The organism is Pseudomonas sp. GOM6 (assembly GCF_029537485.1).
Classification (GTDB): domain Bacteria; phylum Pseudomonadota; class Gammaproteobacteria; order Pseudomonadales; family Pseudomonadaceae; genus Aquipseudomonas.
This window is the reverse complement of record NZ_JARPUS010000002.1, coordinates 270,468-282,897: the sequence shown is the minus strand read 5'-3', so window position 1 is coordinate 282,897 and position 12,430 is coordinate 270,468. Positions and strand designations below refer to the sequence as shown.

10 protein-coding genes are annotated in these 12,430 nt (G+C 62.7%); all 10 read right to left on the bottom strand.

What is annotated here, in order from left to right:
• Positions 1–3: 3 nt before the first annotated feature.
• The 10 genes from P7A97_RS03885 to P7A97_RS03840 all read right to left on the bottom strand — a co-directional run bounded on the left by P7A97_RS03885 (position 4) and on the right by P7A97_RS03840 (position 12,406).
• Positions 4–1,632 (bottom strand): CTP synthase, encoded by a 1,629-nt coding sequence (locus P7A97_RS03885; protein ID WP_277688626.1) that lies wholly within the window; start codon positions 1,630–1,632, stop codon positions 4–6.
• Positions 1,633–1,787: 155 nt separating this feature from the next.
• A complete protein-coding gene (gene tilS / locus P7A97_RS03880) occupies positions 1,788–3,107 on the bottom strand; it encodes a tRNA lysidine(34) synthetase TilS (protein WP_277688625.1) in 1,320 nt (439 codons plus the stop codon).
• Positions 3,108–3,165: 58 nt separating this feature from the next.
• Entirely contained in the window at positions 3,166–4,116 is a 951-nt protein-coding gene (locus tag P7A97_RS03875) for an acetyl-CoA carboxylase carboxyltransferase subunit alpha (RefSeq protein ID WP_277688624.1), read from the bottom strand.
• A 112-nt stretch (positions 4,117–4,228) separates the two neighbouring features.
• Positions 4,229–7,762 carry a DNA polymerase III subunit alpha gene (gene dnaE / locus P7A97_RS03870; RefSeq protein WP_277688623.1) on the bottom strand — a complete coding sequence of 1,178 codons (3,534 nt, stop codon included), beginning with the start codon at positions 7,760–7,762 and terminating at the stop codon, positions 4,229–4,231.
• 77 nt (positions 7,763–7,839) lie between these two features.
• Complete coding sequence (gene rnhB, locus P7A97_RS03865; RefSeq protein ID WP_277688622.1) at positions 7,840–8,448, bottom strand: ribonuclease HII; 609 nt, start codon at positions 8,446–8,448, stop codon at positions 7,840–7,842.
• The gene (lpxB, locus tag P7A97_RS03860) at positions 8,448–9,581 is read right to left on the bottom strand and encodes a lipid-A-disaccharide synthase (RefSeq protein WP_277688621.1); all 1,134 of its coding nucleotides are present in this window, start codon (positions 9,579–9,581) and stop codon (positions 8,448–8,450) included. Before lpxB ends, rnhB begins: the two co-directional genes overlap by 1 nt.
• Before the next feature lies 1 nt (position 9,582).
• Positions 9,583–10,359 carry an acyl-ACP--UDP-N-acetylglucosamine O-acyltransferase gene (gene lpxA, locus P7A97_RS03855; RefSeq protein ID WP_277688620.1) on the bottom strand — a complete coding sequence of 259 codons (777 nt, stop codon included), beginning with the start codon at positions 10,357–10,359 and terminating at the stop codon, positions 9,583–9,585.
• The gene (gene fabZ, locus P7A97_RS03850) at positions 10,356–10,796 is read right to left on the bottom strand and encodes a 3-hydroxyacyl-ACP dehydratase FabZ (RefSeq protein ID WP_277688619.1); all 441 of its coding nucleotides are present in this window, start codon (positions 10,794–10,796) and stop codon (positions 10,356–10,358) included. Before fabZ ends, lpxA begins: the two co-directional genes overlap by 4 nt.
• A gap of 45 nt (positions 10,797–10,841) precedes the next feature.
• Positions 10,842–11,900 carry a UDP-3-O-(3-hydroxymyristoyl)glucosamine N-acyltransferase gene (gene lpxD, locus P7A97_RS03845; RefSeq protein WP_277688618.1) on the bottom strand — a complete coding sequence of 353 codons (1,059 nt, stop codon included), beginning with the start codon at positions 11,898–11,900 and terminating at the stop codon, positions 10,842–10,844.
• Between the two features lie 2 nt (positions 11,901–11,902).
• Complete coding sequence (locus P7A97_RS03840) at positions 11,903–12,406, bottom strand: OmpH family outer membrane protein (protein WP_277688617.1); 504 nt, start codon at positions 12,404–12,406, stop codon at positions 11,903–11,905.
• Positions 12,407–12,430: the final 24 nt, after the last annotated feature.

The window sequence follows — 12,430 nt, the reverse complement described above, 5'->3', positions numbered from 1 at the left end:
TCCTTATGCCTTGCCGGCTTGCTTCAGTGCAGCCTTGACGAAGCCACTGAACAGCGGGTGGCCGTCACGCGGAGTGGAGGTGAATTCGGGGTGGAACTGGCAGGCGACAAACCACGGATGATCCGGAGCCTCTACCACTTCGACCAGTGCCCCGTCAGCAGAGCGGCCGGTGATCTTCAGCCCGGCCTCTTCCAACTGCGGCAGCAGATTGTTGTTCACCTCGTAACGATGGCGGTGGCGCTCGACGATCACGTCCTTGCCGTAGCACTCACGCACGTTGGAACCGGCCATCAGCTGGCAATCCTGGGCGCCCAGGCGCATGGTGCCACCCAGGTCGGAGGCATCGGTACGGATTTCCGTAGCGCCGGTAGCGTCTTGCCACTCAGTGATCAGGCCGACCACCGGATGACCGCTGTCCTGCGTGAACTCGGTGGAGTTGGCATCTTTCCAGCCCACTACGTTACGGGCGTACTCGATCACCGCGACCTGCATACCCAGGCAGATGCCCAGGTAGGGAATCTTGTTCTCGCGGGCGAACTGCACAGTCTTGATCTTGCCTTCCACGCCGCGCAGACCAAAGCCGCCAGGCACCAGGATGGCATCGACACCGGCCAGTAGGTCAGTGCCCTGATTCTCGATGTCTTCGGAATCGATGTAGCGCAGATTGACCTTGGTGCGGTTCTGGATGCCGGCATGGCTCATCGCTTCGATCAGCGACTTGTAAGCATCCAGCAGCTCCATGTACTTGCCGACCATGGCGATGGTGACTTCCTTCTCCGGGTGCAGCTTGGCATCTACCACGCGATCCCATTCGGAGAGGTCGGCCGGCTGGCACTGCAGGCCGAAACGCTCGACGACTATGTCGTCCAGGCCCTGGGCGTGTAGCACGGATGGAATCTTGTAAATGGTGTCGACGTCCTCCAGACCGATCACCGCACGCTCTTCAACGTTGGTGAACAGCGCGATCTTGCGGCGCGAGGACAGGTCGATCTCATGGTCGGAGCGGCACACCAGTACGTCAGGCTGCACGCCGATGGAGCGCAGTTCCTTGACCGAATGCTGGGTCGGCTTGGTCTTGGTTTCGCCGGCGGTGGCGATGTACGGCACCAGAGTCAGGTGCATGAACATGGCACGCTTGGCGCCCAGCTCCACGCGCAGCTGACGGGCTGCCTCGAGGAACGGCTGCGATTCGATATCGCCCACGGTGCCGCCGATCTCGACCATGGCAACGTCGGCGTCACCGGCGCCCTTGATCACGCGGCGCTTGATCTCGTCGGTGATGTGCGGGATGACCTGGATGGTCGCGCCCAGGTAATCACCACGGCGCTCCTTGCGCAGCACGTCTTCGTAGACGCGGCCAGTGGTGAAGTTATTGTTCTTGGTCATGGTCGTGCGGATGAACCGCTCGTAATGACCCAGATCGAGATCGGTCTCGGCACCGTCGTGGGTGACGAACACCTCACCGTGCTGGAATGGGCTCATGGTGCCCGGATCGACGTTGATATAGGGGTCCAGCTTGAGCATGGTGACCTTCAGGCCACGTGCCTCCAGGATGGCTGCCAAGGAAGCCGAGGCAATGCCTTTCCCCAATGAAGAAACAACACCACCCGTGACGAAGATGTAGCGCGTCATGAAAAATCCTAGAAGTCTGCGTTCAAGCGGTCGGCGCCGCCGGGGTAAGAGCGCAGGCTGGCGTTCGCCAACCTGAAATAAGCAAAGCACTGCGGGTTCCGGAGGGAGCCCACAGAAGCAGTAACAAGACGGGAGCGTAGTCTACGCGAAAGGGTCTAGCAGCTCAAACCTTGTACGCCGGTCGGAGGGTACCAGTGCAGGCGCCACTCTCCCGAGCGCGGACCGTCCAGCCCCTCGACACCCGCGACCGCAACCAGCTCCGAGTCGCGGTACAGCAAGGGCACGCGGCCACGCACGAATGCCGGCAAGCCGGACTCATTGAGCAGACGCTTTAGGTCGCGCCGCCCGCGCCCCGGCACAATCATTTGCTCCCCACCCTGGCGGTAGCGCAGCGCCAATTCACCCAAGGGCGGTTGTCCCAGCAATTGCGCTGCACCATTGCCCGGCAGTGCCAGCGCCGCTTGCGGATCAAGCCAGGGCGGGGGCGGTAAAGGGCTCTGCAGCCACTCGTCGGCCAGCCACCACAACCGCCCGTCGGCACGCCTTAGCTCTCCCTGGCCGAGCCGCCAGATCGGCTCGGCATCAACTGCGGCGTCCCTTAGGTCGCACCAGCCGGCCCAGTGCTCGCGGTCCGGCATCGGCGTCAGCGGTGCCAGCCAGTGACGCAGGGCATTGCGCTGACGCGCCTCGGACAGATCAAGTAGTGGCGCAAGCTCAAGGGAAGGCAAACCCAGCCAGGTGAAAGGGTGTGCACTGCGGGCAGGCACCAGGTCCTGCTCGGCCAGCTCGCCAAGCAGCTGTTCGGCCTCGGCCATTTGCCCGGCCGTGCGCGCCAGGGTGGCGCCTACCTGCGGCCATTGCCGGGCAAGCGCCGGCAGTATCTCGTGGCGCAGAAAATTGCGCGCCAGTCCAGTGTCGGCGTTGGAGGGATCCTCCACCCAACTCAGCCGCTGCTCGCTGGCGTAACGCGCCAGCTCGGCGCGCGCCACCCCAAGCAGCGGACGCACCAGCTGCCCGTTGCCCAGAGGCCGAGCAATAGGCATGCCCGCCAAGCCACGCACACCGGCGCCTCGCAGCAGACGAAAAAATAGCGTCTCGGCCTGATCGTCACGGTGCTGCGCAGTAAGCAGCAGCTCGCCAACGCCCAGCCTGCGCGCGCACGCCGCATAGCGCGCCTCCCGAGCTGCCCGCTCAAGGCTCGCGCTGGCGGCCACCTGCACGAACTCGACCTGCAGCGGCACGCCCAGGCGATCACACAGCTCCCGACAATGCGCCGGCCAGGCGTCGGCCGCCGATTGCAGTCCATGGTGAACATGGATGGCTTTCAGCGCTGGCAACCTTTCTTGCTCGCGCAGGCGCACCAGCAGATGCAGCAACACACTGGAGTCCAGGCCGCCGGACAGGGCGATATGCCAGGCGGGCGCGTCACGCCAGGGCTGCAAGGCAGCCAATAGCTGTCGTTCGAGGATGTTCATCGGCCAAGCTTAAAACAACAACGGGCCCGAAGGCCCGTTGTCTCTATCCCACCTGGAATCAGGCTACACCGAAGCTCATCAGTTTCTCGTAACGGCGCGCCAGCAGTTGCTCGCTATCGAGCTTGAGCAGCTCATCCAACTGCCCTTCCAGCTCCTTGCGGATGCTGGCCGCAGCAGCGGCCGGATCACGATGAGCGCCACCCAGCGGCTCGCCGATCACCTTGTCGACGATGCCCAAGCCTTTCAGGCGCTCGGCGGTAATGCCCATGGCCTCGGCGGCGTCCGGCGCCTTCTCGGCGGTTTTCCACAGGATGGAGGCGCAACCTTCCGGCGAGATCACCGAGTAGGTGGAGTACTGCAGCATGTTCAGCTGATCGCACACACCAATGGCCAGCGCACCGCCGGAACCACCCTCACCAATGACGGTGGCAATGATCGGAGTCTTCAGGCGAGACATGACACGCAGATTCCAGGCGATGGCTTCGCTCTGGTTACGCTCCTCGGCATCGATGCCCGGATAGGCGCCCGGCGTGTCGATAAAGGTCAGGATCGGCAGCTTGAAGCGCTCGGCCATTTCCATCAGCCGGCAGGCCTTGCGATAGCCTTCCGGACGCGGCATACCGAAGTTGCGGCGCACCTTCTCGCGCACCTCACGGCCTTTCTGGTGACCGATGACCATCACCGGCTTGTCGCCCATGCGAGCCACACCCCCGACGATGGCGGCATCGTCGGAGAAATGACGGTCGCCGTGCAGTTCGTCGAACTCGGTGAAGAGGTGTTCGATGTAGTCCAGGGTGTAGGGGCGGCGCGGGTGGCGCGAGAGCTGGGAGATCTGCCAGCTGCTGAGATTGCCGAAGATGCTCTTGGTCAGCTCGCTGCTCTTGTCTTGCAGGCGGGCAATCTCGTCGGTGATGTTCAGCGCGTTGTCGTTACCGACCAGACGCAACTCTTCGATCTTGGCTTGCAGGTCGGCGATCGGCTGTTCGAAGTCGAGAAAGTTCGGGTTCATAGGCATCCGTTTGCGTCAGCGGCCTGGCGGCCGGGGGCGGCTGATTCCATATGGCGCCCTACCTTACGGGATAGAACGCCAGCGGTCGAGGCCAAGGGCAGATACCTGCCGCTCAGCGATATTGGAGGAAGACGTTGTCTTTACCGAACTGGTCACGCAGGGCCTGGATCAGGTTGTCAGCCGGGTCGACGCACCATTGCTCACCGAACTGCAACACCGCCTTGGCCTCGCTGCCGCTGTAGTCGAGGGTCAATGGACAGGCACCCTTGTGCTTGCCGAACAGCTCGCCCAGCCAACGCAGGCGGTCACCCGCCAGGGCCTCACGCGGGGCACGGATGCGCAGGCTCTCGGCCAGGCCGGTGCGCGCCTCCTCCAGGCTCATCACCCGCTTGGCACGCAGGCGCAGACCGCCGGAAAACTCGTCATTGCTCACCTCGCCCTCGACCACCACCAGCGCATCGGTCTGCAGCAACGCCTGGGCGCCGGCAAAGGCGTCGGCGAACAGCGAGGCCTCGATTCGTCCGGAGCGGTCGTCCAGGGTGATGAAGCCCATTTTGTCGCCCTTCTTGTTCTTCATGACCCGCAGGTTGACGATCAGTCCGGCGATGGTCTGGGTATCGCGCGCCGCGCGCAGCTCGACGATGCGCTGGCGGGCGAAGCGGCGGATCTCGCCTTCGTATTCGTCAATCGGATGCCCGGTCAGGTACAAGCCGAGAGTGTCCTTTTCGCCCTTGAGACGCTCCTTGATCGACAGCTCGCGCGCCTTGCGGTGCTTGGCGTAGACATCCAGCTCGGGCTCGGCGAACACGCCGCCGAACAGGTCCATGTGACCGCTGTCGTGGCTGCGCGCGGTCTGCTCGGCGGCCTGCACGGCCTCCTCCATGGACGCCAGCAGCACCGCACGGTTGAGGTCTACCGTCGCCTGGTAGGCCTTGAGCTCGTCCTGGTAGTAAGGACCGAGGCGGTCCAGCGCACCAGAGCGGATCAGTGCCTCCAGGGTGCGTTTGTTGATGCGCTTGAGGTCGACACGATTGCAGAAGTCGAACAGATCCTTGAAAGGACCGCCCTCGGCACGGCACTCGACAATGGCCTCCACCGGCCCTTCACCCACGCCCTTGACCGCGCCCAGGCCGTAGACGATACGACCGTCGTCGTTGACGGTGAACTTGTACTCCGAGGTATTCACGTCCGGCGCGTCGATGCGCAGCTTCATGCTGCGGCATTCCTCGATGAGGATCACCACCTTGTCGGTGTTGTGCATATCCGCCGACAGTACCGCGGCCATGAACGGCGCCGGGTAATGCGCCTTGAGCCAGGCGGTCTGGTAGGACACCAGGCCATAGGCGGCGGAGTGGGACTTGTTGAAACCGTAGCCGGCGAACTTTTCCACTAGGTCGAAGATGTTGCCCGCCAGGTCGGCATCGATGCCGTTCTGCGCGCAGCCTTCAATGAAGCCACCACGCTGCTTGGCCATCTCCTCGGGCTTCTTCTTGCCCATGGCGCGACGCAGCATGTCCGCGCCGCCCAGGGTATAGCCCGCCATGACCTGAGCGATCTGCATCACCTGTTCCTGATACAGGATGATACCGTAGGTGGGCTTGAGCACCGGTTCGAGACCGGCGTACTGGTAGTCCGGGTGCGGGTAGGACAGCGGTTCGCGACCGTGCTTACGGTTGATGAAGTCGTCCACCATACCCGACTGCAGCGGGCCGGGGCGGAACAGTGCCACCAGTGCGATCATGTCCTCCAGGCAGTCGGGCTTGAGCTTCTTGATCAGCTCCTTCATGCCGCGCGATTCGAGCTGGAACACCGCCGTGGTCTCGGCCTTCTGCAGCATGGCGTAGGTCGGCTTGTCATCCAGCGGAATGAAGTCGATGTTGATCAGCTCGTCATCCGAGGCACCATCACGTTTCTGGATGCGGTGGATGGTTTCCATCGCCCACTTGATGATGGTCAGGGTGCGCAGGCCGAGGAAGTCGAACTTGACCAGGCCGGCCTGCTCGACGTCGTCCTTGTCGAACTGGGTCACCAGGCCGGCGCCCTCCTCGTCACAGGAGGTCGGCGCAAAGTCGGTCAACTTGGTCGGCGCGATCACCACCCCCCCGGCGTGCTTGCCGGTACCGCGCACCACGCCTTCGAGCTTGAGGGCCATGTCCCAGATTTCCTGGGCCTCCTCGTCACTCTTGAGGAAGTCGCGTAGTACTTCCTCCTGGTTGTAAGCAGCCTCCAGGGTCATGCCCACTTCGAAGGGGATCATCTTCGACAGGCGATCGGCCAGGCCATAGGACTTGCCCTGCACCCGCGCCACGTCGCGCACCACCGCCTTGGCCGCCATGGAGCCGAAAGTGATGATCTGGCTCACCGCATTGCGGCCGTACTTGTCGGCCACGTAATCGATCACCCGGTCGCGACCGTCCATGCAGAAGTCGACGTCGAAGTCGGGCATGGAAACCCGCTCGGGGTTGAGGAAGCGTTCGAACAGCAGGTCATAGGCCAGCGGATCGAGGTCGGTGATCTTCAGCACGTAGGCCACCAGCGAGCCAGCACCCGAACCCCGCCCCGGGCCAACCGGCACGCCGTTACTTTTCGCCCACTGAATGAAGTCCATCACGATGAGGAAGTAACCGGGGAAACCCATCTGGATGATGATGTCGAGTTCGAAGTTCAGGCGGTCGACATAGACCTGGCGCTTTTCCTCGTAATTTGGCGTGGTTTCCTTCGGCAGCAGGACCGCCAGGCGCTCTTCCAGGCCCTCGAAGGAGGCGTGGCGCAGGTAATCGTCAATCCCCATGCCGTTTGGCGTGGGGAAGTCCGGCAGGAAGTACTTGCCCAGCTGCACCTCGATGTTGCAGCGCTTGGCGATCTCGACGGTGTTCTCCAGTGCCTCGGGCAGGTCGGAAAACAGCTCGGCCATCTCTTCCGGGCTCTTGAGATACTGCTCCTCGGAGTAGTTGCGCGGCCGACGCGGGTCATCGAGAGTACGCCCCTCACCGATGCACACCCGGGTTTCATGGGCCTCGAAGTCCCCCTTCTTGAGGAAGCGCACATCGTTGGTCGCCACCAGCGGTGCACCGGTACGCGCCGCCAGTTCGACAGCTGCGTGCAGATGCTCCTCGTCCCCCACCCGATTGGTACGCTGCACCTCCAGATAGAAGCGCTCGGGGAAAACCTCCAACCACTCGCCAAGGAAAGCCTCGGCACGGGTGAGGTCGCCAGACAGCAGGGCCATACCCACCTCGCCCTCGCGGGCACCGGAAAGTGCGATCAGGCCTTCGGCGGCGCCCTTGACCCAGTCGCGCTGGATAATCACCAGGCCATTGTCCTGGCCCTCGGCCCAGCCACGGGAAATCAGCTCGGTCAGGTTACGGTAGCCCCTGGCGTTCATGGCCAGCAGGGTCAAACGCGACAACGGGCCGTCTTCCTCCGGGCTTGCCAGCCAGATATCGGCACCGCAGATCGGCTTGATGCCGCCGCCCATGGCGGCCTTGTAGAACTTCACCAGCGAACACATGTTGCTCATGTCGGTGACGGCCACGGCCGGCATGCCGGCAGCGGCCACCGCCTTGACCAGCGGCTTGACCCGCACCAGGCCATCGACCAGGGAGAACTCGGTGTGCAGGCGCAGATGGACGAACGTGGCGGTCATGGCAATCCCGTTGGTGACACAGAAACGATAAGGCCCGGATTGTACCGGGCCTGGTTACAAAGGACAGCCGCAGCCATCTACTGCTGAGCGGCCGCTTCCAGCGCCTGGCGCACCGGCGCAAAGGAACGCCGATGGATGGGCGTGGCCCCCAGGCGCTTGAGAGCCTCCAGATGTACCGGCGTGGGATAACCCTTGTGCCCGGCGATGCCGTAGCCTGGGTAGAGCGCATCCAGCTCGGCCATCTCGCGGTCGCGACTAACTTTGGCAAGGATCGAAGCGGCGGCAATGGCCGGCACCTGCGCGTCGCCACCCACCACCGGTGCGCTGGGCACCGCCAGCTTTGGGCAGCGGTTACCGTCAATCAGTGCCAGCCTCGGCGTGACCTGCAGCCCCTCCACCGCACGCTGCATGGCCAGCATGGTGGCATGCAGGATGTTGAGGCGATCGATCTCTTCCACCTCGGCGCGGGCGATACACCAGGCCAGAGCCTTCTCGCGAATCTCATCGAACAGCTTGTCGCGGCGCGCCTCGCTGAGCTTCTTCGAGTCGTTGAGACCGGCTATCGGCCGGGCCGGATCGAGAATCACCGCAGCAGTCACTACCGGGCCGCAGAGCGGGCCACGGCCCACTTCGTCGACGCCGGCGACCAGTTGTTCGACCAGAGCAAAGTCCAGCCCCAGTTGCATCAGGCCCGCCCTACCAGCTTGAGCACGGCGTCCGCAGCCTGCTGCGAGGCATCCTGACGCAGGGCGCGGTGAATGGTGTCGAAACCTTCGGTCTGCACGGCGCCGTTATCCAGCAGGGGGGCCAGCGCCTGAGCCAGGGCATCCGGGGTGGCAGCGTCCTGGATCAGCTCGGGTACCAGCATGCGTTCAGCCAGCAGGTTGGGCAGCGAGATGTACGGGCTCTTCACCAGATGCTTGAGAATGCGGTAGGTCAGTGGCGCGACCTTGTAGGCCACCACCATCGGCCGCTTGTGCAGCAGCGCCTCGAGGGTGGCGGTACCGGAAGCGATCAGCACCGCGTCGCAGGCCGTCAGCGCCTCGTGGGAGCGGCCGTCGAGCAGCAACAGCGGCAGATCACGATCGACCAGCATGGCCTCCAGCTGGGCGCGGCGCTCGGCATTGGCACAAGGGAGCACGAAGCGCACGCCCGGACGCAGGGCGCGCAGACGCTCAGCAGCGTCGAGGAACAACGCGCCCAGGCGCGCCACCTCACCGCCACGACTGCCGGGCAGCAAGGCAACCACTGCGTCCTCCAAGCCCATGCCCAGCGCCTCGCGGGCACCTGCACGATCGGCCTGCAGAGGAATGGTATTGGCCAGCGGATGACCGACGAAGCGCACCGGTACCTGATGATCCAGGTAGAAGCGCGCCTCAAAGGGGAACAGGGTCAGCATCAGATCGCAGGCCTGACGAATCTTCAGCACCCGCTTCTGGCGCCAGGCCCAGACGGACGGGCTGACGTAATGCACGGTCTTGATCCCTGCCTCACGCAGCTTGAGTTCGAGGGTCAGGTTGAAGTCGGGGGCATCGATGCCGATGAAGACATCCGGCTTGGCGGCAATCAGCTCGGCAATCAGTCGCTTGCGCCGCCCGAGCAGCTCGCGCAGGCGACCAAGCACCTCGATCAGCCCCATCACCGCGAGGCGCTCCATGGGAAACTTAGAAACCAGGCCTTCGGCCCCCATGCGCGGCCCGCCAACACCGAGGAATTCGACTTGTGGATAGCGCATCTTGAGCGCCTGCATCAGACCGGCGCCGAGAATATCGCCGGACGCTTCGCCAGCGACCAGCGCGACACGTAACGTAGCCGCCATATCAGCGCGTGATGCCGCGGGTCGAAGCCTGGATCGAGTCACGGAACACCGCGACTTCGGGGAACTGCGCCGCGGACTCGGCCATCTCGGTGAGCGCCTGCTCGACGGTGAGACCCTGTCGATAGACCACCTTGTAGGCGCGACGCAGCGCGGCGATGGCCTCGGTGCTGAAGCCACGGCGACGCATGCCCTCGAAGTTCATGCTGCGCGCTTCGGCAGGATTGCCGAACACGGTGACATAGGCTGGAACATCCTTGCCGATGGCGGTGCCCATACCGGAAAAGCTGTGCGCGCCGATGCGGCAGAACTGATGCACCAGGGTGAAGCCGGAAAGAATCGCCCAGTCATCCATATGAACGTGACCGGCGAGAGCGGTGTTGTTGACCAGAATGCAGTGATTACCGATCACGCTGTCATGACCGATATGAACATAGGCCATCAGCAGGTTGTGATCGCCAATGGTGGTCTCACTGCGGTCCTGCACCGTGCCACGGTGAATGGTGACACCCTCGCGGATCACATTGTGATCGCCGATGACCAAGCGGGTCGGCTCGCCCTTGTACTTGAGGTCTGGGGTGTCCTCGCCCACCGAGGAAAACTGGTAGATCTTGTTGTGTCGACCGATCACGGTGGGCCCCTTGAGCACCACATGCGGGCCGACCACTGTACCCTCACCAATTTCCACATCGGGCCCGATGATCGACCAGGGGCCGACCTGGACATCCGCAGCCAGCTTGGCCGACGGATCGATGATGGCGCGAGGGTCAATCAAACTCATAGCTTGCGTTCCGCACAGATGATTTCGGCCGAGCAGACTTCCTTGCCATCGACACTGGCACGGCACTCGAACTTCCAGATACTGCGTTTGACGCTGAGAAACTTGGCCTCAAGGATCAGCTGATCACCGGGCAGCACTGGCTGGCGAAAGCGCAGCTTGTCCGAACCGACGAAATAGTAAAGGGTGCCATCGGCCGGCTTCACATCCAGCATCTTGAAACCCAGGATGCCGGCAGCCTGGGCCATGGCTTCAATGATCAGCACGCCCGGCATAATCGGATGCTCGGGGAAATGGCCGTTGAAGAAAGGCTCGTTGATGCTGACATTCTTGTAAGCGCGAATGCTCTTGCCTTCGATATCCAGCTCGGCGACCCGATCCACCAACAGGAAAGGGTAGCGGTGCGGCAGATATTCGCGAATCTCGTTGATGTCCATCATGTGCGGAAAGCCTTTACTAAATAGGGGGGCGTGCCTCGGGCACGATCAGGCATCTGATGAGGCCTGATCGTTAGAGGTCACGGCGGCAAGGCGCTTTTCCAGCTCGCGCAGACGCTTTGCCATGTCATCCAGTTGACGTATGCGAGCCGCGCTCTTCTTCCAGTCGGCTGCGGTCTGCATGGCCGTACCGGAAGAGTAGGCGCCCGGCTCGGTGATCGAACGGGTCACCATGGTCATGCCAGTGACGAACACGTTGTCGCACACCTCGATGTGCCCAACCATGCCAACACCGCCAGCGATCATGCAGTGTTTGCCGATCTTTGTACTGCCGGAAATGCCCACGCAGCCAGCCATCGCGGTGTGCTCGCCGACCTGTACGTTGTGCGCAATCATGATCTGGTTATCCAGCTTCACACCGTTGCCGATCACGGTGTCAGCCAGGGCACCTCTATCGATGGTGGTATTGGCGCCGACTTCCACATCGTCGCCCAGCACCACGCCACCAATCTGTGCAATCTTCTGCCAGACGCCCTTCTCATTGGCAAAACCGAAACCTTCACCGCCGAGCACAGCGCCGGATTGAATCACTACACGTTTGCCGAGTTTGACGTCGTGATACAAGGTCACACGTGGCGCCAGCCAGCTGTCTTCGCCTACTTCGCTACGGGCACCGATCACACAATGTGCACCGATGCGAACACCAGCGGCTATCCGCGCCTCACTCTCGATAACCGCGTACGCACCGACACTGGCGCTCGGATCAACCTGAGCGTCGTCAGCGATCACAGCAGTCGAGTGCACCCCGGCGGGCGCGACGGGCTTAGGATCAAACAAATGGGATATACGGGCAAAAGCCAGATAGGGATTCGCCACCAGCAACACATCGCCGGCATAACCCTCAGCATCGGCCTCAGTCAGCAGCACTACGCCAGCACGGGTTTCGGGGAGAAACTTGCGGTACTGGGCATTGGCCAGAAAACTCAGCTGATCCGGACCGGCGTCCTGCAAGGTCGCCAGGCCGCGAATCGGCTTGTCCGCAGCACCGCGCAGGGTGGCGCCGAGACGCTCGGCCAATTGGCCGAGGGTAAAGAACGGAGCGTTCATCTTCAGCGCAGCGAGTTCATGCGCTGAATGACCTGGCGGGTGATCTCGTACTGCGGCTTGACGTCCACAACGGCGCCACGCTCCAGCACCAGATCGTAGTTACCCTGCTTGATCACTTCCTCAACCGCTTTATCCAGCTTCGGCTTGAGCTGCTTGAGCATGTCACGGTCGGAAATGGCCTTGGCTTCGTTCAGCTCCTTGGACTGGAACTGAAAATCGCGGGCTTTCTGCTTGAACTCGAGCTCCAGGCGCTCACGCTCGGCCTGCTGCATCTTCTCGCCATCTTTGACCAAGCGATCCTGGATACGCTTGGCATCGCCTTCCAACTGCTTGAGCTTGTTCAGTTGCGGGCCGAACTTCTTCTCGGCGTCGACGGCGTACTTCTTCGCAGCATCCGACTCAAGCAAGGCCATCTGATAGTTCATCACCGCGATCTTCATCTCGGCGAAGGCCGGGGTTGCCAGCATGGTGGCAGCAACCAGAACCAATTGAGTCAACTTACGCACGATGCACTCCTGCAACAAACACTG